General features: G+C 70.2%; 20 protein-coding genes. 10 read left to right on the forward strand and 10 right to left on the reverse strand.

What is annotated here, in order from left to right:
- The first annotated feature begins 21 nt into the window (after positions 1-21).
- The 4 genes from qcrC (at position 22) to ACZ5L9_RS00375 (ending at position 4,778) form a co-directional block, all read left to right on the forward strand.
- Complete coding sequence (qcrC, locus tag ACZ5L9_RS00360) at positions 22-900, forward strand: cytochrome bc1 complex diheme cytochrome c subunit (protein WP_464532207.1); 879 nt, start codon at positions 22-24, stop codon at positions 898-900.
- Positions 897-1,991: a cytochrome bc1 complex Rieske iron-sulfur subunit gene (gene qcrA, locus ACZ5L9_RS00365; protein WP_464532211.1), complete on the forward strand. Its 1,095-nt coding sequence runs from the start codon at positions 897-899 to the stop codon at positions 1,989-1,991. The genes qcrC and qcrA overlap by 4 nt, the downstream gene beginning before the upstream one ends.
- Entirely contained in the window at positions 1,988-3,667 is a 1,680-nt protein-coding gene (gene qcrB / locus ACZ5L9_RS00370; protein ID WP_464532215.1) for a cytochrome bc1 complex cytochrome b subunit, read from the forward strand. Before qcrA ends, qcrB begins: the two co-directional genes overlap by 4 nt.
- Positions 3,668-3,743: 76 nt before the next feature.
- On the forward strand, positions 3,744-4,778 hold the full coding sequence (locus tag ACZ5L9_RS00375; protein ID WP_464532218.1) for an LLM class flavin-dependent oxidoreductase: 1,035 nt from the start codon (positions 3,744-3,746) through the stop codon (positions 4,776-4,778).
- 2 nt (positions 4,779-4,780) lie between these two features.
- On the opposite strand, the gene ACZ5L9_RS00380 is transcribed toward ACZ5L9_RS00375, so the two are convergent.
- The 4 genes from ACZ5L9_RS00380 to ctaC form a co-directional block, all read right to left on the reverse strand.
- Positions 4,781-5,983 (reverse strand): L,D-transpeptidase, encoded by a 1,203-nt coding sequence (locus ACZ5L9_RS00380; protein ID WP_464532222.1) that lies wholly within the window; start codon positions 5,981-5,983, stop codon positions 4,781-4,783.
- Positions 5,984-6,184: 201 nt separating this feature from the next.
- Positions 6,185-6,601, reverse strand: coding sequence for a cytochrome c oxidase subunit 4 (locus tag ACZ5L9_RS00385; RefSeq protein WP_464532224.1), 417 nt, complete (start codon positions 6,599-6,601; stop codon positions 6,185-6,187).
- Positions 6,598-8,310 carry an aa3-type cytochrome oxidase subunit I gene (gene ctaD / locus ACZ5L9_RS00390; protein WP_464532228.1) on the reverse strand — a complete coding sequence of 571 codons (1,713 nt, stop codon included), beginning with the start codon at positions 8,308-8,310 and terminating at the stop codon, positions 6,598-6,600. Before ctaD ends, ACZ5L9_RS00385 begins: the two co-directional genes overlap by 4 nt.
- The gene (gene ctaC, locus ACZ5L9_RS00395) at positions 8,307-9,230 is read right to left on the reverse strand and encodes an aa3-type cytochrome oxidase subunit II (RefSeq protein ID WP_464532232.1); all 924 of its coding nucleotides are present in this window, start codon (positions 9,228-9,230) and stop codon (positions 8,307-8,309) included. Before ctaC ends, ctaD begins: the two co-directional genes overlap by 4 nt.
- Positions 9,231-9,340: 110 nt before the next feature.
- On the opposite strand from ctaC, the gene ACZ5L9_RS00400 reads away from it, so the two are divergent.
- Positions 9,341-10,471: a cysteine desulfurase family protein gene (locus tag ACZ5L9_RS00400; protein ID WP_464532234.1), complete on the forward strand. Its 1,131-nt coding sequence runs from the start codon at positions 9,341-9,343 to the stop codon at positions 10,469-10,471.
- Positions 10,468-10,698, forward strand: a complete 231-nt coding sequence (locus ACZ5L9_RS00405) for a sulfurtransferase TusA family protein (protein ID WP_464532239.1) — start codon at positions 10,468-10,470, stop codon at positions 10,696-10,698. The genes ACZ5L9_RS00400 and ACZ5L9_RS00405 overlap by 4 nt, the downstream gene beginning before the upstream one ends.
- A 135-nt stretch (positions 10,699-10,833) precedes the next feature.
- Here ACZ5L9_RS00405 and ACZ5L9_RS00410 read toward each other — a convergent pair whose 3' ends face one another.
- Positions 10,834-11,811, reverse strand: coding sequence for a carbohydrate kinase family protein (locus ACZ5L9_RS00410; protein ID WP_464532242.1), 978 nt, complete (start codon positions 11,809-11,811; stop codon positions 10,834-10,836).
- 64 nt (positions 11,812-11,875) lie between these two features.
- Here ACZ5L9_RS00410 and ACZ5L9_RS00415 point away from each other — a divergent pair, with 64 nt between their 5' ends.
- The 4 genes from ACZ5L9_RS00415 (at position 11,876) to ACZ5L9_RS00430 (ending at position 15,377) form a co-directional block, all read left to right on the forward strand.
- On the forward strand, positions 11,876-12,106 hold the full coding sequence (locus ACZ5L9_RS00415) for a hypothetical protein (protein WP_464532245.1): 231 nt from the start codon (positions 11,876-11,878) through the stop codon (positions 12,104-12,106).
- 84 nt (positions 12,107-12,190) lie between these two features.
- Positions 12,191-12,538 carry a hypothetical protein gene (locus ACZ5L9_RS00420; RefSeq protein WP_464532247.1) on the forward strand — a complete coding sequence of 116 codons (348 nt, stop codon included), beginning with the start codon at positions 12,191-12,193 and terminating at the stop codon, positions 12,536-12,538.
- Entirely contained in the window at positions 12,538-14,739 is a 2,202-nt protein-coding gene (locus ACZ5L9_RS00425; RefSeq protein WP_464532249.1) for a WXG100 family type VII secretion target, read from the forward strand. Before ACZ5L9_RS00420 ends, ACZ5L9_RS00425 begins: the two co-directional genes overlap by 1 nt.
- Positions 14,739-15,377 carry a hypothetical protein gene (locus ACZ5L9_RS00430; protein ID WP_464532252.1) on the forward strand — a complete coding sequence of 213 codons (639 nt, stop codon included), beginning with the start codon at positions 14,739-14,741 and terminating at the stop codon, positions 15,375-15,377. Before ACZ5L9_RS00425 ends, ACZ5L9_RS00430 begins: the two co-directional genes overlap by 1 nt.
- Before the next feature lie 33 nt (positions 15,378-15,410).
- Here the strand turns inward: ACZ5L9_RS00430 and ACZ5L9_RS00435 are convergent, their stop codons facing one another.
- The 5 genes from ACZ5L9_RS00435 to ACZ5L9_RS00455 are packed head-to-tail and all read right to left on the reverse strand — an operon-like array spanning position 15,411 to position 20,419.
- Positions 15,411-16,286: a hypothetical protein gene (locus ACZ5L9_RS00435; protein WP_464532256.1), complete on the reverse strand. Its 876-nt coding sequence runs from the start codon at positions 16,284-16,286 to the stop codon at positions 15,411-15,413.
- Positions 16,283-16,942 carry a hypothetical protein gene (locus ACZ5L9_RS00440; protein WP_464532260.1) on the reverse strand — a complete coding sequence of 220 codons (660 nt, stop codon included), beginning with the start codon at positions 16,940-16,942 and terminating at the stop codon, positions 16,283-16,285. The genes ACZ5L9_RS00435 and ACZ5L9_RS00440 overlap by 4 nt, the downstream gene beginning before the upstream one ends.
- A complete protein-coding gene (locus ACZ5L9_RS00445; protein WP_464532264.1) occupies positions 16,942-19,665 on the reverse strand; it encodes a BTAD domain-containing putative transcriptional regulator in 2,724 nt (907 codons plus the stop codon). The genes ACZ5L9_RS00440 and ACZ5L9_RS00445 overlap by 1 nt, the downstream gene beginning before the upstream one ends.
- On the reverse strand, positions 19,662-20,069 hold the full coding sequence (locus ACZ5L9_RS00450) for a pilus assembly protein TadG-related protein (RefSeq protein ID WP_464532268.1): 408 nt from the start codon (positions 20,067-20,069) through the stop codon (positions 19,662-19,664). Before ACZ5L9_RS00450 ends, ACZ5L9_RS00445 begins: the two co-directional genes overlap by 4 nt.
- Positions 20,066-20,419 carry a TadE/TadG family type IV pilus assembly protein gene (locus ACZ5L9_RS00455; RefSeq protein WP_464532272.1) on the reverse strand — a complete coding sequence of 118 codons (354 nt, stop codon included), beginning with the start codon at positions 20,417-20,419 and terminating at the stop codon, positions 20,066-20,068. Before ACZ5L9_RS00455 ends, ACZ5L9_RS00450 begins: the two co-directional genes overlap by 4 nt.
- Positions 20,420-20,466 lie beyond the last annotated feature (47 nt).

Consider the following 20,466-nt stretch of genomic DNA (forward strand, 5'->3'; position numbering starts at 1 on the left):
AGCGAAGATCAAGGACTGATTGTGCGTCTCCTGAACCGCTCCGCCGGTCGCCTCTCGCGGCACCGTCGCGGCCCCATCGCCGGCCTGGTGCTGCTGCTCCTGGGCCTGGCAATCTCCGGCGGCCTCTACGCCGCCTTCTCGCCGTCCTCCTCCGCCGACGAGGCGCAGGACCAGGCTGCCATGGCAGCCAAGGGCCGCGAGCTCTTCCTCGTCAGCTGTGCCTTCTGCCACGGGCAGAACGGCGAGGGCATGACGAGCGTCGACGGCAAGCTCCTCGGCCCCGCCCTCGCGGGCGTCGGCGCCGCCGCCGTCGACTTCCAGGTCGGTACCGGCCGGATGCCGATGGTCCAGGCCGGTGCCCAGGTCCAGAAGAAGAGCCCCAACTTCTCCCAGGACGAGATCGACGAGCTCGCCGCCTACGTCGCCTCCCTGGCCCCCGGCCCCGCCGTCCCGACCCGTGAGGACTACAGCACGGACGGCCTGAGCGACGCTGCGAAGCAGGAGGCCATCGTCCGCGGTGGCCAGATCTTCCTGACCAACTGCACCGCCTGCCACAACTTCACCGGTGAGGGCGGCGCCATGCCGCGCGGTGGCTTCGCCCCGAAGCTGCTCGACACCGACCCCAAGTACATCTACGAGGCCATGCTCACCGGCCCCCAGTCGATGGACACCTTCTCCAACGGCAACATCACGCCGGAGATGAAGCGTGACGTCATCGCCTACATCGAGTCGATGAAGAAGCAGCCGAACTACGGCGGCTTCGGTCTCGGCTCGCTCGGCCCCGTGAGTGAGGGCTTCGCCGCGTGGACCGTGGGCCTCGGCTCCCTGGTGGCCTTCGCCGTCTGGATCGCCGCCCACACCACCCGTACGAACAAGAAGAAGAAGGGAATGGCCAAGTGAGCGACTCCCACGAGATCCAGGCGCACACCGACGCGCTGCTGCCGGATCCGGGGCTTCCGGAGCACCACTGGCGTCCGACCGACGTCGACCCGAAGGCCGAGCGCCGCGCCGAGCGCCAGGTCGCCTCGCTCTTCGGTCTCTCGATCATCTGCACGATCCTCTTCGTCGTCTCGTACGTGACGATCGAGACGGGTGTCGGCGGCCCGACCTTCGCTGGTCTCGGCGCCTCCAACCTCGCCCTGGGCCTGTGCCTCGGCGGCGCGCTGCTCTTCATCGGCATCGGCGTCATCCAGTGGGCCCGCAAGCTCATGGCCGACGTCGAGCTGGTCGAGGAGCGCCACCCGGCCTCCTCGTCCGAGGACGACCGCTCCGCCACCGTCGCCGCGCTGCAGGCCGGCCTCGAGGAGTCGGGTATCGCCCGGCGCCCCCTCATCCGCAACACCCTGATCGGCTCGGTCGGCCTCCTGGTCGCCCCGGCCGTCGTGATGCTGCGCGACCTCGGCCCGCTGCCGGGTGACAAGCTCCGCCACACGGTGTGGGCGAAGAACATGCGCATCGTGCGCGACGTCGTCGGCACCCCGATCCGCCCCGCGGACCTGGAGATCGGCGACCTGGTCAACTCGGCTCCCGAGATCATCTTCGGCACCGACAAGGGCCAGCCCCTCCCCGAGGCCGACGTCCTCGAGGGCGCCGACCTGCAGGTGGCGAAGGCCAAGGCGGCCACCGTCCTCCTGCGGATGGACCCGGACGACATCGTCTCCGACGCGACCCGAAACTGGTCGGTCAGCGGCATCGTGGCGTACTCGAAGATCTGCACCCACGTCGGGTGCCCGATCTCGCTGAACGAGCGCACCACGCACCACCTGCTGTGCCCCTGCCACCAGTCCACCTTCGACCTCGCCGACTCCGGCAAGGTCATCTTCGGCCCCGCTGGCCGGCACCTCCCGCAGCTGCCGCTCGGTGTGGACGACGAGGGCTTCCTGGTAGCGCTGAGCGACTACCCCGAGCCCGTCGGCCCCAGCTTCTGGGAGCGTGAGACGAAGTCGCCGAGCGCGGTCTTCAACGAGTGGACGAAGGAGAACGGCCAGTGAGCGTCGACACGAGCAAGGTTGCCCAGAGCAACACCTCGGCGGCGACCGCGAGCAAGCCGACGCGTGTCGGCAAGGTCGCGGAGTGGTCCGACGAACGCCTCGGCCTCGCGGCCATGGGCAAGAAGAACCTCCGCAAGATCTTCCCGGACCACTGGTCCTTCATGCTGGGTGAGATCGCGCTGTGGAGCTTCGTGGTGCTGTTGATCACGGGTGTCTTCCTGACCCTGTGGTTCCGCCCCTCGATGTCCGAGGTGACCTACCAGGGCGCCTACCCGAACCTGCGTGGCATCCAGATGTCCGAGGCGATGGCCTCGACGCTGAACATCTCGTTCGACGTCCGCGGCGGTCTGCTGCTGCGCCAGATGCACCACTGGGCCGCGATGCTCTTCGTCTCGGCCATGATGATCCACATGCTCCGCGTCGCCTTCACGGGCGCGTACCGCAAGCCGCGCGAGCTCAACTGGGTGATCGGCTCGACCCTGCTGATCCTCGGCACCATCGAGGGCTTCACCGGCTACTCGCTGCCCGACGACCTGCTCTCCGGTACGGGTGTCCGCGCCGCCCAGGGCTTCATCTCGGCCATCCCGATCGTCGGCACGTACATCTCGTTCTTCCTCTTCGGAGGCGAGTTCCCGGGTGACTCGATCATCCCGCGTCTCTACACGATCCACGTGCTGCTGATCCCGGGCATCCTGCTCGGCCTGGTCGCCGCCCACATGCTGCTGCTCGTCTACCACAAGCACACCCAGTGGGCCGGTCCGGGCCGCAAGGAGACCAACGTCGTCGGCTACCCGATGCTGCCGGTCTACGCCGCCAAGGCGGGTGGCTTCTTCTTCATCACGTTCGGCGTCACCGCCCTGATGGGTGCCCTGCTGTCGATCAACTCGGTGTGGAAGTTCGGTCCCTACGACCCGACCAAGGTCACCGCGGGCTCCCAGCCCGACTGGTACATGGGCTGGCCGGACGGCGCGCTGCGCATCATGCCCGGCTGGGAGTCGCACTTCTGGGGCTCGACGTGGTCCTGGAACATCTTCGTCCCGGTCATCCTGATGCCGACGCTGTCGTGGCTCCTCGTCACGATCCTGCCGTTCCTCGAGAACTGGATCACCGGTGACAAGCGCGAGCACCACCTACTCCAGCGCCCGCGCAACGCCCCGACCCGGACCGCGTTCATCGTGTCGCTGATGACCTGGTACGCCATGTTCTGGCTCGCCGGCGGCAACGACATCATCGCGATCCTGTTCCACTCCTCGATCAACAACATCACCTACGCCCTGCGCGTGCTGGTGTTCGTCGCTCCCGCGATCGCGTTCTTCATCACGCGTCGTTGGTGCATCGCGCTGCAGCGCCACGACAACGAGGTCCTGCTGCACGGCTACGAGTCCGGCGTCATCATGCGCTCCGCGCAGGGCGGCTACTCCGAGATCCACAAGCCGATCAGCGAGAGCAAGGCGTACGCGATCACCGTCCGCGACATCGGCGAGGGCGGTGCCGGCGAGGCCGACGGCCCGAAGGAGAACGGCAAGTCCACGCTCCGCGACAAGCTCCGCACCCTCTACTACGAGGACGACGTGCAGAAGCCGACGCTCGAGGAGTACGACGACGCGCAGGCGCACCTCGCGCACGCCGACCACGCCGAGGGCCACGAGCTCGAGGGCGGTCACGGCGAGCACTGATCCGCCCGCACGACATACTGAGGGCCCGGGAGCACTGCTCCCGGGCCCTCGGTCCATTTCCGCGAGAAGGACTCCCATGCACGACGTGAAGCTCGGGCTGGACACGTTCGGCGACGTCACCGTCGACGCGTCCGGCACGCCCCTCCCCCACGCCCAGGTGCTGCGCAACGTCGTGGCCGAGGGCGTCCTCGCCGACCGGGTCGGCGTCGACGCGTTCAGCGTCGGCGAGCACCACCGCCCGGACTTCGCCATCAGCGCGCCCGACATCGTGCTGGCCGCCCTGGCGGCACGCACCGAGCGGATCGTCCTCGGCACCGCCGTCACCGTGCTCAGCTCGGACGACCCGATCCGGGTCTACGAGCGGTTCGCCACCATCGACGCCCTCTCCGGCGGCCGGGCGGAGGTCACGCTCGGTCGCGGCTCGTTCACCGAGAGCTTCCCGCTCTTCGGCTTCGACCTCGCCGACTACGGCGTCCTCTTCGAGGAGAAGCTGGAGATCTTCGAAGCGCTGCGCGCCGAGGGCCGGGTGCAGTGGGAGGGCACCACCCGCCCGCCGCTGGACGCCGAGGTGTTCCCGAAGACCGAGCGCGGCGGCATCGACGCCTGGGTCGGCGTGGGTGGCTCCCCTGAGTCCGTCGTACGCGCTGCCCGGTACCGCTTCCCGCTGACGATGGCGATCATCGGCGGGGCGCCGGCGCGGTTCGCACCGTACGTCGACCTCTACCACCGTGCGCTCGACCAGCTCCACCCCGAGCAGCCGAGACTGGCGATCGGGGTGCACTCCCCCGGCTTCGTGTGGGACGACGACGCCGAGGCGCGCGAGCTGCTCTTCCCGCACTTCAAGGCGAACCGGGACCGGATCGGGCGCGAGCGCGGCTGGCCGCCGAGCACGATCGCCGAGCTGCACGAGGAGGCCGACCACGGCGCGCTCTTCGTCGGCTCACCGGAGACGGTGGCGCAGAAGATCGCCACGACCGTCAGGACGCTCGGCCTGAGCCGCTTCGACCTCAAGTACAGCAACGGCCCGATGCCGCACGAGCAGCTGATGCGCTGCATCGAGCTCTACGGCACCGTGGTGATCCCCCGGGTCCGCGAGCTCCTCGCGGGCTGAGGTCAGCCCTTGGTGCTGCTGAGTGCCGAGCCCTTCTTGTAGTCGGCGTAGGACATGTTCCAGTCGCCGTACCCGTTGGTGACCTCCATCGGCCGGTCGGTGCCGAACTCGTCGACGACGTCGCCGATCTGGGTGAGGTGGAAGAGCCAGTCGGCGTTCTCGGTGCTCATGCCGGTGCAGCCGTGAGAGACGTTGGTGTGCCCCTGCGAGGCGACGGACCACGGGGCGGCGTGGATGAACTCACCCGAGTAGGTCATCCGCATGGCCCACTGGACGTCCTTCATGTTGTAGTAGTTCGGGTCGCCCTTGGGGATGCCGATGGTCTCGGAGTTCATCGTGTGCTTCTCGTCCTTCTCGATGATGACCTTGATGCCCGAGCGGGTCGTGAAGCCGGGCATGCCGGTGGTCACCGGGAGGGTGCGGAGCAGCTTGTCGTTGGAGTAGACCTTCATCTGGTCGGTGTCCATGTTGACCTTGTAGACGTGCTTGTCGCCGATCGTGAAGGTCGAGGTCTTGTCGCTCTGGCCGTAGATGCCGCCGCCGGCCGGGACGCTGTTCACGTCGGCGTCCACGGTGACCTTGGTGCCGGCCTTCCAGTAGTGCTTGGGACGCCAGTGCACCTCGGTGTCGGAGAACCAGTGCCACGAGCCCGGCTGGGCCGGGGTCGACTGCACGGACAGGTGCTTCTCGATGCTCGCCTTGTCGGTCACCGGCACGTCGAAATGGACGATCACGGGCATCCCGACGCCGACCTTCGAACCGGAGGAGGGCGTGATCGAGGCGTACGTCTGCTCGTCGAGGGTGAGGTCCTGGGTGCGGAAGGTGCGCTTCCACGGGGTGCTGCCGTCGCTGGGGGTCGCGGTCAGGGTGTAGGAGGTGCCGGGCTCGAGGAGCCCGTCGGCCTTCCAGGTGGCGCCGTCGGCGGCCAGCGTGCCGGGGAGCTTCTTGCCACCGGCGGGACGGAGCGCGACCGCCTGCAGTGTGCCGCCGCTGGCCGAGACCTGAACGGCGGTGTCGACCTTGACCGGCTTCGCGGCCCGGACGTTGGCGGTGATGACGGTCGGCTCCGTGGAGGCGCTCGCATCCTCTCCGGCGGTCGCGCCGACGTTCGCGGCGCCTCCGGGGTTGTCGCCGTCGGCCGAGCCGCCGCTGGAGCAGCTGGTCAGGGCGAGGGCGGCGACGGCGAGGGCGACGGTGCTCCCCATCCGCAGGCGCGTCCCCAGGCGGGCACGACGCGTCGAACGTATGGCTGCAGACATGCATGGACTCCCGGGATCGGTGACATCAGAACCCGTCCCCCATGGCGAGTCCGCATCCAGGGTAACTGCTCAGGCCGCGAGACGACCGAACCCCGCGTGCCGGGTGTCCGGCATCACGGGGTTCGGGTCGTCAGTCTGGCGTCGGGATCAGTGGCTGAACTCGCCGCGGTAGTACTCGAAGATCCAGCCGCACAGCGCGACAGCGCCGATGACGCCGGCGATGATCGCCAGCCACCACGCCGCCATCGCGAGCGCGAACACGATCGCGCCGAGGCACATCGCGGCCCACAGCGGCCACCACGAGAACGGCGGGAAGAAGCCGAGCTCGCCGGCGCCGTCGGCGATCTCGCCGTCCTTGCGGTCCTCGGGGCGGTCGTCCATCTGCCGGGCGTGGAAGCCCAGGTAGGCGGAGATCATCGCGAGCAGCAGGGTGCACATGGTCAGCGCGGACGTACCGGTCCAGTCGCCGCCGTGCTCCGAGCCGGAGGTCACGAACCAGTAGGTGGGGGTCACCAGCACGAGGAAGATCGTGCAGGCGACGAACAACCAGGCCTCGGCCTTCATCGGGCGTCTCCCTCATCGTGAACGGACTTGCCGGGAACGTGCGCGGCGAGCTCCTGCTCGGACTCGAGCTCGAGAGCGGCGATCTCCGGGTGGTGGAGGTCGAAGGCCGGGGACTCCGACCGGATCCGCGGCAGGGTGTGGAAGTTGTGACGCGGCGGCGGGCACGACGTGGCCCACTCCAGCGAACGACCCCAGCCCCACGGGTCGTCGACCTCGACCTTCGGCGCATGCCGAGAGACGTAGAGGTTCATGAACCACGGGATCATCGACAGGCTCAGCAGGAAGGCGCCGACGGTCGAGATCTGGTTGAGACCGGTGAAGCCGTCGGTCGGCAGGTAGTCGGCGATGCGGCGCTGCATGCCCTCCACGCCCAGCCAGTGCTGGACCAGGAAGGTGGTGTGGAAGCCGACGAACAGCAGCCAGAAGTGCACCTTGCCGAGACGCTCGTCGAGCATCTTGCCGGTGATCTTGGGCCACCAGAAGTAGAAGCCGGCGAACATGGCGAAGACGACCGTGCCGAAGACGACGTAGTGGAAGTGCGCCACCACGAAGTAGGAGTCGGACACGTGGAAGTCGAGCGGCGGGCTGGCCAGGATGACGCCCGTCAGACCACCGAAGAGGAAGGTCGTGAGGAAGCCGATCGACCACAGCATCGGGGTGTCGAAGCTGACGGACCCGCCCCAGATCGTGCCGATCCAGTTGAAGAACTTCACACCTGTCGGAACGGCGATGAGGAACGTCATGCCGGAGAAGAACGGCAGGTCGACAGCGCCGGTGACGAACATGTGGTGGGCCCACACGGCGACCGAGAGGATCGCGATGCCGAGCGTCGCGCCGACCAGGCCGATGTAGCCGAAGACCGGCTTGCGGCTGAAGACCGGCAGGATCTCGGTCACGATGCCGAAGAACGGCAGCGCGATGATGTACACCTCGGGGTGACCGAAGAACCAGAAGAGGTGCTGCCACAGGATCGGGCCGCCGTGGCTGGCGTCGAAGACGTGGGTGCCGAACTGGCGGTCCGACTCGAGCATCAGCAGCGCGCCGGCGAGGACCGGGAACGCGATCAGGACCAGCAGCGACGTGACCAGCGTGTTCCACACGAAGATCGGCATCCGGAACATGGTCATGCCCGGGGCGCGCATGCAGATGATGGTGGTGATGAAGTTGACCGCGCCGAGGATGGTGCCGAGACCGGCCATCCACAGACCCATGATCCACAGGTCACCGCCGACGCCCGGCGAGCGGACCGCGTTGGAGAGCGGGGTGTACGCGAACCAGCCGAAGTCGGCCGCACCCTGCGGGGTGAGGAAGCCCGAGCCGGCGATCAGGCCGCCGAACAGGAACAGCCAGTAGCTGAACATGTTCAGACGCGGGAACGCCACGTCGGGGGCACCGATCTGCAGCGGCATGATCAGGTTGCCGAACGCGAAGAACAGCGGCGTCGCGAACAGCAGCAGCATGATCGTGCCGTGCATCGTGAACATCTGGTTGTACAGCTCGTCGTTGAGCAGCTGCTGACCCGGGAACGCGAGCTCCGAGCGGATGAGCAGGGCCATCACGCCGCCGACGAGGAACCAGCAGAACGAGGTGACGGCGTACATCTTGCCGATCAGCTTGTGATCGGTGGTGGTGAGCAGCGCGTAGAGCTGCTGCCCGAGCGGCTTGCGGCCGCTCACGGTGGTGGTGGTCGGGTGAGCCGTGGCGGTCACTCTGCATCTCCCTCAGACTGGAGGCCGGCCTGGGTGTAGGCGTCGGCGCCGCCGATGAGCGGCGTGTCGGACGTGAAGCCCTTCTCCTTGAGGCCCTCGAGGTACGACTGGTAGTCGGCCTGCGAGACGACCTTCACGTTGAAGAGCATCCGCGAGTGGTACAGACCGCACAGCTCGTAGCAGGCGCCGCGGTAGGTGCCGATCTCGGTCGGGGTGACGTTGTAGTGGTTCACCCGGCCCGGGACGACGTCCATGCGCATCAGGAAGTGGTCCACGCCGAAGTCGTGGATGACGTCCGGGGAGTGCAGGTTGAACCGCGTGGTCTCGTCGACCGGCAGCACCAGCGTCGGGATGTGCGAGGCCGTGCCGGCGTCGTACACGTAGTTGCTGTACGGGAAGTTGAGGTCGGCGGCGTTGTCGTTCGCCGCCGCGTCCATCGCGCCCACGCCGTAGTTGAACGTCCACGTCCACTGCTGGCCGGTGACCTCGACCGTGTTGTCGACCTTCACGTTGTCATCGAGGATCGCATCCTGCGCCTTGACGGTGTGGAAGAAGAACACGATCACCATCAGCACCGGGGCGATCGTGTAGAAGATCTCCAGCGGCAGGTTGTACCGCGTCTGGACCGGGACCTCGTCCTCGCTGCGACGGCGGAAGCGCCAGATCGCGTAGAAGATCAGGCCCCAGACGATGACGCCGGTGACGAGTGCGGCGATCCAAGCGCCCTGCCACAGGTGGAGGACGTGCTCCCCCTGCTCGGTGGCAGGCGTCGGCATACCGAAGTTCTTGGCGGCGGTGGAGCAGCCTCCCAGCAGGACGGCGCTGGCGCCCAGTCCAGCCACCGCAGCGAGCCGGCGCACACGTGCTGCCGCCCCCTTGGCGCGCTTGGACCCCGGCGATCCGGGCATCTGCAGACCCACGAACGAGCCTCTCTCTCTACGACCAGTCACGGATATGCCGCAGACTATCGGAATCGGCTCGTGGTTGAGAGGGCGGGTCCTGCCCGTTCAGGTGTCGATAGGGTCGCGTCGTGACAAATGCCGCCGTCTATCTCGACACGGCGTCGGCCGAGCCGCTGCATCCAGCCGCTCGCGACACCCTCCTGGCCGCGCTCGAGCACGGGTACGCGGACCCGCGCCGCCTGCACGGACCGGGCCGCAACGCCCGGCTTCTCCTCGACAACGCGCGGGAGGTCCTCGCGGGTTCCCTCGGCGTGCGACGCGATGAGGTGATCCTGACCTCGTCGGGATCCCGGGCGGTTCAGCGCGGCTTGCTCGGCCTGGCCGCGGCCCGCGGATCGCGCGGCTCCCACGGAGTGATCGCGCACAGCGCGGTCGAGCACCAGGCGGTCACCGACGCCGCGTCCTGGTGGGGCGAGACGCTGGAGCTCCCGGTCGACGCGTACGGGCGGGTCGGGCTCGACGCCGTCGGCACTCTGGCACCGGAGACCATGGCGCTCGCGGTGCAGAGCGCGAACCACGAGGTCGGCACCCTGCAACCGGTTGCCTCCGTCGCCGAGGCCCTCGCCGACGCGGGTGCCGGCGTCCCGCTGTTCGTCGACGCCTGCGCCTCCATGGGCCGCCTCCCCCTGCCGGAGGGCTGGGACGCCCTCGCGGGCTCTGCGCACAAGTGGGGCGGGCCGGGCGGCGTCGGCGTCCTGGTGGTCCGGCACCGGGCGCGCTGGACCGAGCCGTTCCCGAGCGCGGACCCCTTCGCCCGTACGGACGATCCCGTCGACGTCGCCGCCGCGCTGGCCTCGGCGGCCGCGCTCCAGGCCGTCGTCGCCGAGCGGGCGGAGGTCGGCGCCCGACAGCGCGAGCTCATCGACCTGATCCGGGCACGGGTGGCGGGGATCGCGGACGTCGACGTGGTCGGTGACCCGGTCGGGCGTCTCCCCCACCTGGTGACGTTCTCGTTCCTCTACGTCGACGGCGAGGCGCTGGTCACCGAGCTGGACCGGCTCGGCTTCGCGGTGGCGAGCGGCTCGGCCTGCGCGGTCGACACGCGTGAGCCGTCGCGGGTGCTGGCCGCCATGGGCGCCCTCACCCACGGCAACGTCCGGCTCTCGCTCGGGCGGGAGACGACCCGGGCCGAGGTCGAGCGACTCCTCGACGCCCTGCCCGGCGTGGTCGCCACGATCCGCGAGCGAGCCGGTCTGTGAGCGCCGAGATCATCGACTGCCGCGGGCTGCTGTGCCCGGCGCCGGTCATCGCGCTCGGGCGGCGGCTCGGCTCGGTGCCGGTCGGTGAGCTGCTCGGCGTGGCCGCCGACGACCCGGCCGCGCGCCACGACGTGCCCGCGTGGGCGCGGATGCGGGGCCAGGAGTACGTCGGCGAGCAGGCCGCCGCGGACGGCGTCCCGGTCTACCTGGTCCGCCGGTTGAGCTAGGCGGGGTCTCGACAGGCTCGACCTCCGGGTCTCGACCTCCGGGTCTCGACCTCCGGACCTCGACGGCGGGGTCTCGACAGGCTCGACCTCCGAGTCTCGACCTCCGGGTCTCGGCCTCCGGGCTCGACCTCCGGGTCAGCCCAGGTGCGGGGCGACCTCGGCGGCGGCGCCGGCGCCGTAGGACTTCTCCAGGCGGGCGACGAACTCGGCGGGCGTGAACGCGTACTCCTGCGTCCCGACCGTCTCGACGACGTACGCCGCGAGAACGCAGCCGACCTGGGCGGCGCGCTCCAGGCTCAGGCCCCAGGCGGTCGCGGCGAGGAAGCCGGCGCGGAACGCATCGCCGACGCCGGTCGGCTCGACCGCGGTGACACCCTGGGCGGCCGGCAGCACGATCGGCTCCTCGCCCTTGCGGGTGATCCGGACGCCGTCCTTGCCGAGCGTGGTGACCTGGGTGTCGACCCGGTCGAGGACCTCCTCGGCCGACCAGCCGGTCTTCTGCTCGATCATGTGCGACTCGTACTCGTTGGAGAACAGCAGCGTCGCGCCGTCGATCAGGTCGCGGATGAGCTCACCGCTGCCGAAGGCCAGCTGCTGGCTCGGGTCGGCGATGAAGCGGTAGCCGCGCTGGCGGCACTCCTGGGTGTGGCGCAGCATGCCGTCGGGGTCGTCGGCGCCGATCAGCACGTAGTCGGGCTCGCCGACCGACGCGACGATCGGTCCGAGTTCGATGAGCCGCGCCTCGGCCATCGCGCCCGGGTAGAAGCTGGCGAACTGGGCGTGGGTCTCGTCGGTGGTGCACACGAAGCGCGCGGTGTGCTTCGACTCCGAGATCCGGACGTGGTCACAGTCGACGCCGTGGCGCTCCAGCCAGGAGCGGTAGTCGGCGAAGTCCTCGCCCGCCGCGCCGACCAGGACCGGGCGCAGGCCGAGGCGACCGAGACCGAAGCACATGTTCGGGGCCACCCCGCCGCGGCGGATCTCGAGGTCGTCGACCAGGAAGCTGACCGAGAGCTTGTCGAGCTGCTCGACCACCAGCGAGTCGGCGAACTTGCCCTGGAAGGTCATCAGGTGGTCGGTCGCGATCGAACCCGCGATCAAGAGGGTGCCCATGACGCGAAACACTACCGAGCGGTATGCATTGGGGTACCTATCGGTAACGCTTAGCGTCGCTGGTATGACCTCCAGCCTCACCGCCTACGACGACCCGTCGACCACCGACGAGATGGTCGCCGACTGCCGCGAGACCGAGCGTCGGCTCGCCTTCACGAACGTCGCCCGCGACGCTCTGCGCCCGGCTCCGAGCATCCGCTTCGAGGACCAGCGCCAGGGCCGCCCCAAGCGCGACATCGACATGCTCGAGGCCGCTCAGCGCATCTCGGGCGCCCTGGGCCTCGACCTCGACTGATCCTCCTGCTCCACGATCCGTGGTCGCCTGCCGGCGGCCACGGATCGCGTGTTTACCCGTCAGGATCGCGGGAAGTGTCCAAGCGTGAACTTCCCAGCGGATGGTGCCGGCGCTCCGTCGCTGCGCATGGACCCGGCGCTCGCCGATGCGGTGCACCAGGCGTTCCAGACCATGTCGGCCGACCTCCAGGACCACGCCACCTCGATCAGCGGCGCCCGTACGGACATCGTCGCCGGGGCCGGTGAGTTCTCCGGCAGCCTGGCCGCGGACGCCACCGTCTTCTCGACCGGCTGGAGCGACGGGCTCGGGGTGCTGTCCACCTCGGCCGGCCTGATCGCCCACAACACGAACCAGCTCTCGCTCGACCTGACGAAGGTCGACCGGGGCGGCAGCATCGACATCAGCATCGTCCCGCCGGTGAAGGTGCCCTGATGGCCGACCACTTCACCCTCGACATCCATCCGCACCAACTGCGGGCGGCCGCGCACTCGCTCGACACGGTCCGCGAGAACCTGGCCAAGCACGGCACGACGGCATCGCACGAGCCGGACGCCATCGGGCAGCGGTGGACCGGCTACGCGGCGGCGTCGGTGACCGCCGAGATGTCCGCCGTCGGCAGCCACCTCGGCGCCTTCGCCACCCAGCTGCAGAGCTGCAGCACCGCGCTGACCACCCTGGCGGGACACTACGAGAAGGCGAAGGCGACGCTCGCCGACCTCAACACGAAGTGGGCCGACAGCGAGTCGACGTACGACACCGCCTGCGACGACGCCGACAACGCGTACCACAAGTCGGTCGACAAGCTGCGCGACGCCAACGGCGGCCAGCCGCCGAACCGGGGCATCACCTCCGACCTCGACGACACCCGCACGTACGCGAAGAGCCAGGCCTACCAGGCGCAGCAGAAGACGCAGGGCGCTCTGGAGACCGACTTCACCACGCTCAAGCAGCACCTCACCACCCAGACGAGCGCCTGCGGCGCCGCCCTCTCGGCAAGCATCCCGGTCAAGAACCTCGGCCGGTGCACCGCGAAGAACCCCACCGGCCTCGACCACTCGAACCTGCTCACCGACCTGACGCTGGTCAGCGCGTACGAGGATCTCGACCAGCAGGCGAAGGACGACCAGGCGGCCGCCGATGCGGCCGCACCCGAGATCAAGGCGCTCCAGGACGCCCTGAAGGGCGACGACCCGGCGGCGATCGAGGCGGCGCTGAAGGCGATCAAGGCGCACGCCGACGGCCCGTACGGATCGGACTACTCCAAGGCGATGCTCGACGCGCTGGGCAAGGATCCCGGAGCCGTCGCCCAGGCCGTCAACGCCCTCTACAACAACCTCGACTGGGCCGTGCGCAAGAACGAGGTGAACCCGTACGACCAGAAGGACGGGATCCTCGCGCTCACCGACGCGCTGGCCGACGGTCTCAGCCAGTACGGCGACGCCGACTACGGGAGGTTCTACGGCACGCTCAGCGACATGGACCAGGGCGCCGCGCAGCTCGCGCTGATCGCCTCCTCCGGCCGTGCCGACACCCGTCAGACCAGCGGCGCACTCGCCCTGCAGAGCAGGTGGTACCACTACCCCTCGGGCTCGCGCGAGCTCTTCCCCGAGATGTTCCAGTACGCCTACGACCCGCCGCAGGACATGGTGAAGATCCTCAGCTCCCGGTCGAGCGCCGACGCCCTGGCCACCGATCTGGAGAACGTCGACCCCAGCAAGCTCGACTACATCCTCGAGTCGCTCACCCAGGTCAGCAGGGGCGATCGCCCCATGACCGACACCGAGGCGAACATCCAGTACAGCCTGTTCACGAAGACGATCGAGGTGCTCAAGCAGCACTTCATCGCGACCTCGGACGCCGACGGGCGACCGTCGACCGCGCTGGTCCACGCCCTGCAGATCGCGAAGAACGGTCACTGGGGCTCCCAGAACCTCGTGCAGCGCCAGAAGCTCGACGCGAAGCTGGACGGCGAGCTGACCTCGATCATCGACGACCCCGACTTCGTCCGTACCTACATCGACCAGTCGCTCCGGTCCTCCGACTACCCGAAGACGGTGCTGGCGGATCTGATCCACGACACGCACGCCGACAGCAAGAAGCTGATCAACAGCCTGATCGCCGCCGAGATCGGACACGACCGGGATCCCAAGCAGATCGCCACGCTGATCGGCAACCTCATGCGCGATGGCGATCTGGCCGCGATGGGCCTGGACTGGAAGGGCGCCGGCATGAAAGGCGTCGAGGAGGCGATCGACGACCTCATCGGCAAGGGCGTCGAGACTCTCGCCGAGACCAACCCGGCGATCGCCGCGGTCTACGGCCCCTTGAAGGCGGTCTTCGACGACCTGAGTGAGCAGCAGGAGAAGATCGACGAGGCGTACAAGGGCTGGAACGATGCCCAGATCAAGGACATGACCCAACACCAGCTCGCCGTGGCGCTCTACATCAAGGCGCACGCCGACGACGGTGCCTTCGCGAAGGACTTCAGCGACTACATGAACCGGCCGGAGATGAAGGGCGAGCCGGACGCGATCAACCGCTACTACGAGCACCTCATGGACCAGGGTGGCAAGACCGCCGATGAGCTGCGCGAGTACGCCGACATCATCAACGGCACCCGGGACGACAACTGATGCGAGCCCCCGCCGCACTGGCGGCCGGCCTCGCCGCATTGACGCTCGGCCTCACCGCCTGCGGAGCCTCGAAGCCCGAGGCGCTGCCCGACGACGCGACCTTCCGCTCCTGCCTCAGTGATGCCGGCGTCGCCCCCGAGGATCTCGACACGTTCGCGGCGCGGCAGGCCGCCTTCAAGGCGACGGCTGCGTGGAACTGCGTGCTCGCACTCTCGTCCGCCGAAGACCGGCACGCCGTGCTCCAGGGTGTCTATCCCGCCGACGCGCCGGCCCTGCTCGCGGCCCTGACCGGATGGATCGACACCCAGAAGGACGACGGCACCGCGATCGCCGAGAACGTCGGCACGCTGCTCGCCGCGGCCGACGACCCGATGCCGTCGGACTCCTCGAAGGCGTCGTCGCGCTCCCAGGCCGACGACATCCTCCAGGAGAAGCTCGCGATCGCGATCTACGAGCACACCGACGGCGAGCTCGCCGGCTACACCGCCTACCTCGCCCGACCCGATCTCGAGGGCGACCCGGACGCACCGGCCCGGTACTACAACGACGTGATGGACAAGGGCGGAGCCATCGCGGACCGACTGCGTGGCTACGCCAGCACCATGGACGCCACCCGCGACCGGCTCCGCGCCACCTGAGGCCACCTGAGCGGGGGCTCGGCGCGCGGAGCGTCAGCGCGCGTCGGTGACCAGCGTCTGGATCTCTCCCACCTGCAGGGTCTGCGGGGCACTCGTCGTGCCGTCCAGATCCGTCTCGACGTGGTTGCCGAGCAGGTCGAAGGCGACGTGGTAGGCGGTCCGGACCGTCACCGCGTACGCGCCGCCCACCGTGTACGCATGCTCGACGGCGCCGGTCTGGTGCACCGCGGCGTCCGCGATGCCCGTACCCGTGGCGCCCGAGCCGTCGCCGAAGTCCCACGTGACGGTGCCGGCGGTGAACTGCACCGGGATCGCGTTGCCGAAGAGGGTCACCGTCACGGTCCGGTCGGGCGCGGTGGCGTAGAAGTTGTTCGGGATGTTCACGTAGGACTGGGTGGCCGGCTGCATCGCGAAGGTCGCCTTGGGCGCGAGCGCCTGGGCCGCCTGGATCACGTCCTCACGGGTGATCGTCGGTACCTCCTCGGTCGGGGCGTTCGGACCGCGGCAGACCGTGCCGGGCTGCATCTTCCATTCGGTCGGCGGCTTGCCGGGCTCGGCGTAGACCGTGCGGGTGTAGGTCCAGAACCGGATCGCGGCATCGTCGGGGCAGGTGTTGACCGCCGCACCGCAGAGGGCGTCAGCGCCGCCCTCGGGCGCGTTGGCATCGCACGTGGGCACGTAGCGGGTCTCGGTCCACTCGGTGGGCGGCGTCCAGCCGGTCCCGGTGTCAGTGCCGCCATCGCCGCCGCTGCCGCTCTCGGAGCAGACCCACTTCACGCTCTGGCCGACGGTCTGCCACCCGCACTGCTCGGCAGACGCCGGCGACACCGCCCCGCCGAGCGCCAGGCTCATGAAGGTCAGGGTCATCGTCAGGGCGCCGAGCAGGAGCCCGATGGTCGTACGCCTCATTGGTCGGCCCCGATCCTGGCGTTGAAGTCCTCGAGCCGCCAGGTGGAGTCGGCCGCATCCCACCGCATATGGACCTCGGTGTAGTTGTCCGGGTAGCCCGGCATCGTGCCCACGGCCTTGCCGGAGGCGTCCATCACCTTCGCCGGCGCGACCTTGAACGCGACGCCGACGACGTACTCGTCGCCCTTGGCCGAGGTCGGCACAGCACCCAGGATGGTGGGCGCCTTGGTGGGCACCGCGAAGATCTGCTGCTTGGTGTCCTGCACCTCCCGGGCCGCCTTCTCGCAGCCCGGGCAGCGCTCGCCGGGCGCCACGAGGGCGAGCAGCGGCGCGACGTCACGGGTGTAGACGACACGGTAGTCGAGCAGCGTGACGTAGGTGGCGAACGCGTTCGCGGACGCCTGCGTCCTGGCCTGCGTCGCCGGCGCGCTCGGCAGCTCGGTCGGCACCCCGGAGGGCGCCGAGATCGGGGCCGGGCTCGACGCGGCGGCCGACGGCGAGGCGGACAGCGGCACGGTCGCCGGCGCGGCCTCGCTGTCCGAGCCGCAGGCGGCGAGCGGCACGGCGAGGAGCGCGAGGGCACCCAGTGCCAGGACGGAACGGGCCAGGACGGAACGGGCCAGGACGGAACGGTACGGAGCGGGACGGGCGGGCATCAGGCCTCCTGGACGTGCTCGGGGAGGAGCTCGGCGATGAGCGCCTCGGTCTCGGACTCGAGGGCGGCTCCGTCGGCGTCGAGGGCGACCACCATCTCCTCGACGACAGCGGCAGCATCGGGACCGTCGGGGTCGTCGTGCTCGGCACGCAGCAGGTCGCGCCACAGCAGCTGGGCCGCCGGCGCGAGGCGGAGCCCGGCGCGGGCCGCCTGCGCGGCGCCGCCCGGGTCGTCGCGGACGGTGATCTCGGCGAGCCGGTGCGCGGTGTCGACGACGACGTCGGCGACCTGCTGCTCGAGGCGGGTGCGCGGCAGCCACGCGTAGCGCTGGGCGGGGCGGCCGGACAGGAACGGCCCGCGCACCAGCCGCATGGCGCGGCCGAGCAGATCCCGCTCCTCGCGTACCGCAGCGCCGCGGGCGCGCTGCACCAGCGCGACGAAGGCGTGCCAGTCGACGCCGACCTCCTCGGCGAGATAGAGCCGGCCGTCGTCGGTCTGGCGCAGCAGGTAGCCGCCGGCGCTGTCGGAACCGAGCCAGTCCCGGACCCGTTCGACGGTCGCGTCGCGGACCTCGGGAGTGACGCCACGCGGCCAGATCGAGGCCGCGACGACGCTGGCATGGACCGGCGCGGGCTGCAGCGCCAGGAAGGTGGCGACCTCGGTGGCGAGATCGATGCGGCTGGGGTCGAGCCGGCCCTCGGTCCGGAGCTCGAGGTCGCCGAGGACGCCGATCCGCACGGTGGCGGTGCTCCAGGTCGCGTCGTCGGCGCCGCGCGCGTCGGTGGGCAGCGGTGCGCGGCCCGGGACGAACGGCTCGGCGGTGCGTGCCCTCGCGAAGAGCGCCGCCACCTCCTCGGCCGCGGACGCACCGAGGCGGACGGCGTCGACCTCGACGTCGAGCAGCGGGATCCGCATCCGGCCGGCCTCGTCGACGGTGAGGCGCCATCGGGCGCCGTCGAGCGGCTGCGCGGCCAGGACCCCGATGCCACGGGTGCCGGAGCGGGCGAGCTCGCCGAGCCGGGCGCCGGTCTCGGGGTCGCTCACCGTGCTGCCGAGCACGAGGTACTGGGGCGGGACGCCCGGGTGCCGGCCGAGGCGCCCGGTGAGGACGTCCTCGGCGGCGCGCGGAGCGCTCGCGGCCCAGTGCCTGACGAGTGTGTCGACGTCCTCGACGGGCTCGACGGTGGAGCCGGCGATCCGTCCGAGTGCCGGGGCGAGGTGGTAGCCGTAGACGGTCTGCTCGTCGCCCCACGGGGAGGTGGCGAGCTGGACCGCGAGTGCGGAGACGACCTCGGTGGCGACCGTCGAGGAGCCCGCGATGGAGACGATGCCGCCGGCCGCCTCGAGGTCGACGAGGACGTCGGCGCCGTGGTCGTCGCGGCCGACGCAGACCAGGCCGGGGTAGGGAGCATGGCCGGTCTCCCCCGGTGTGAGCGCGGCCCGCTCCAGTCGCCAGGTGCGACCGCCGTCGTGTGCGGACCATGGGGCCACGGCCAGGGGCACCGGCGGGGCGATCCGCAGCTCGACGGCATCATCGGTCAGCACGACGGCGTAGACCTGCGGCAGGGCGGTGCGCTCGGCACGGCACGCCGCGGAGAGTCCCCGGAGCGCCCGGTCGAGCCAGTCCGTACGGTCCGCGTCGGCACCTGCGCGCAGCGCGACCTCGGTCTCCACCTCGGCGTCGTTGGGCGCCTGGCCGCGACGCCGGCGTCGCTCGGCGAGCAGCGCGCCGAGCAGGACCGCACCGAAGAGGCCACCGCCGACCAGCGGGAGGATGCTGTGGCCCTGCTCGGCCCGTTCGACGGCGCCGCCGTCAGCGTCCGCCCGCTGGTGCGCGTGCTCCTCGGACCGGGTGGCGCGATCGCCGCGCCCCGCGGGTGCGTCGGCGAGCGCGTGCACCCGGTCGACGCTCGGGCCGGCGGCGTCGCCGGGCAGGATCAGCACCCAGCCCGGCTGGATGAGTCGACCGAGGACCAGCTGGCCGTCGTCGGGCTGGGGCCGGTCCTTGTTGAGCTCGTAGATCTCCTTCCACCGCCGCCCGTCGCCGAGGGTGCGCTCGGCGATGTCCCAGAGGTTGTCGTGGTAGCGGCCGTCCGGCGGCTGCACGATGGTGACCTTGTGACCGATGACGTCGGTCATGTCGGACGGGACACCCGGGACGTGCTCCATCCGCGGCGTCTCGTGCACCGCTTCGGCGGGAGCCTGCTCGGCGGGGACGGCGTCGGCCTGGACGCTCTGGGCAGGGGTGTGCGCGACCGATGCGGCGGCGACGGGTGCGGCGGGCGCGACCGCCTGGGCGGCGCCCGACGCGCCGAGGAAGGAGGCGCTCACCAGGACGGTGCCGACCAGGGCGCGGGCCAGCGCCTGTGACCGGCCGGAGAGCGGAACGGGCCGGGGCAGGCCGCCGCCCCGCACCAGGCTGACCACCTCGACCAGGACGCACACGGCGAACTGCAGCCAGGCCAGCCACACCACCACGCGCAGCACACCGATCAGGGTGTCGGTGGTGATCGGCTGGGTGAGCGTGTCGCGGTCCGGCAGGCCGTGCGGGACCGGCGGCGAACCGGTCAGGGCGAGCAGCGCGACCGGGATGCCGACGAGCAGGACGAGGAGCGCCAGGCCGGCGCCGAGCGCCATGGCGGCACTCGGCCGCTCCTGGGTCGCGGCCTGCTGGCCGGCGAACCGCTCCGGCCCACGGACCGGCGGTGTGCTCAGGGTGCTCATCTCGTCACTTCCTCTGCGGTGGCGGTGGCATGCACGGTGAAGGTCGAGAAGCCGACCAACCCGAGGATCTGGGTGTTACCGGTGGCGGTGCCGGTGACCGAGACCCGGCCGTCGGCGGCGACGCTGACCTGGGCGTCGGGGTAGCCGGCCGCGCGCATCCAGTCGCTCGCGGCCTGGCGGGCGGCCTCGGTGTCGACCTCGACGAGGCCGCTGTCGCGCAGCGCTTCGACGTCGATCTTGTCAGCGCCGGCACGCGCGGCCTGCTCGGCGACGTCGGCCAGTCGCATCCGGGCGTTGAGCGCGCTGCCGCCGTCGAAGACCAGGCCGGCGCACGCGAAGAGCACGACGACCAGCAACAGGAAGAAGGCGGTGGCCGTGCCCCGCTCGTCGCGGCGCCGCCTCACTCGTAGCTCCGATAGGTGTCGAGCGGCACGGTGCTGCTCGCCCGTACGGTCTTGGTGCCACCCACGCCGATCAGGCCGAGGTCGTGCAGCGGCACGTGACAGACCAGGTCGACGCGCAGCGTCGCCTGGGTCTGGGTGATCCGCGGCGGGTCGCAGTCGCTCTCCAGCGACGACGAGACCACCCGGTCGACCGCGTCACGGTCGAGGCTGCGGGTCAGGGAGACCGCGCGCGCCGAATCGCGCGCGGTGGCGTCGATGTCGCCCTGGACCGCCACGAGGCGCCCGCAGAAGACGATGAAGACCACGAACGCGAAGATCACCGGGACGATCAGCACCATCTCGACCGCCATCGAGCCCCGCTCCGATCGCCGCCCCGAACGCCGCCTCGATAGCCGCC

This window comes from Nocardioides sp. JCM 18998, assembly GCF_055391535.1.

Bases quoted from the DNA above. Each gene is read 5' to 3' on its own strand.
- ACZ5L9_RS00375 (WP_464532218.1), top strand. From the start codon at position 3,744: ATGCACGACGTGAAGCTCGGGCTGGACACGTTCGGCGACGTCACCGTC.
- ACZ5L9_RS00380 (WP_464532222.1), bottom strand. From the start codon at position 5,983: ATGGGGAGCACCGTCGCCCTCGCCGTCGCCGCCCTCGCCCTGACCAGC.
- ACZ5L9_RS00385 (WP_464532224.1), bottom strand. From the start codon at position 6,601: ATGAAGGCCGAGGCCTGGTTGTTCGTCGCCTGCACGATCTTCCTCGTG.
- ACZ5L9_RS00410 (WP_464532242.1), bottom strand. From the start codon at position 11,811: ATGGGCACCCTCTTGATCGCGGGTTCGATCGCGACCGACCACCTGATG.
- ACZ5L9_RS00415 (WP_464532245.1), top strand. From the start codon at position 11,876: ATGACCTCCAGCCTCACCGCCTACGACGACCCGTCGACCACCGACGAG.
- ACZ5L9_RS00425 (WP_464532249.1), top strand. From the start codon at position 12,538: ATGGCCGACCACTTCACCCTCGACATCCATCCGCACCAACTGCGGGCG.
- ACZ5L9_RS00430 (WP_464532252.1), top strand. From the start codon at position 14,739: ATGCGAGCCCCCGCCGCACTGGCGGCCGGCCTCGCCGCATTGACGCTC.
- ACZ5L9_RS00435 (WP_464532256.1), bottom strand. From the start codon at position 16,286: ATGAGGCGTACGACCATCGGGCTCCTGCTCGGCGCCCTGACGATGACC.
- ACZ5L9_RS00440 (WP_464532260.1), bottom strand. From the start codon at position 16,942: ATGCCCGCCCGTCCCGCTCCGTACCGTTCCGTCCTGGCCCGTTCCGTC.
- ACZ5L9_RS00445 (WP_464532264.1), bottom strand. From the start codon at position 19,665: ATGAGCACCCTGAGCACACCGCCGGTCCGTGGGCCGGAGCGGTTCGCC.
- ACZ5L9_RS00455 (WP_464532272.1), bottom strand. From the start codon at position 20,419: ATGGCGGTCGAGATGGTGCTGATCGTCCCGGTGATCTTCGCGTTCGTG.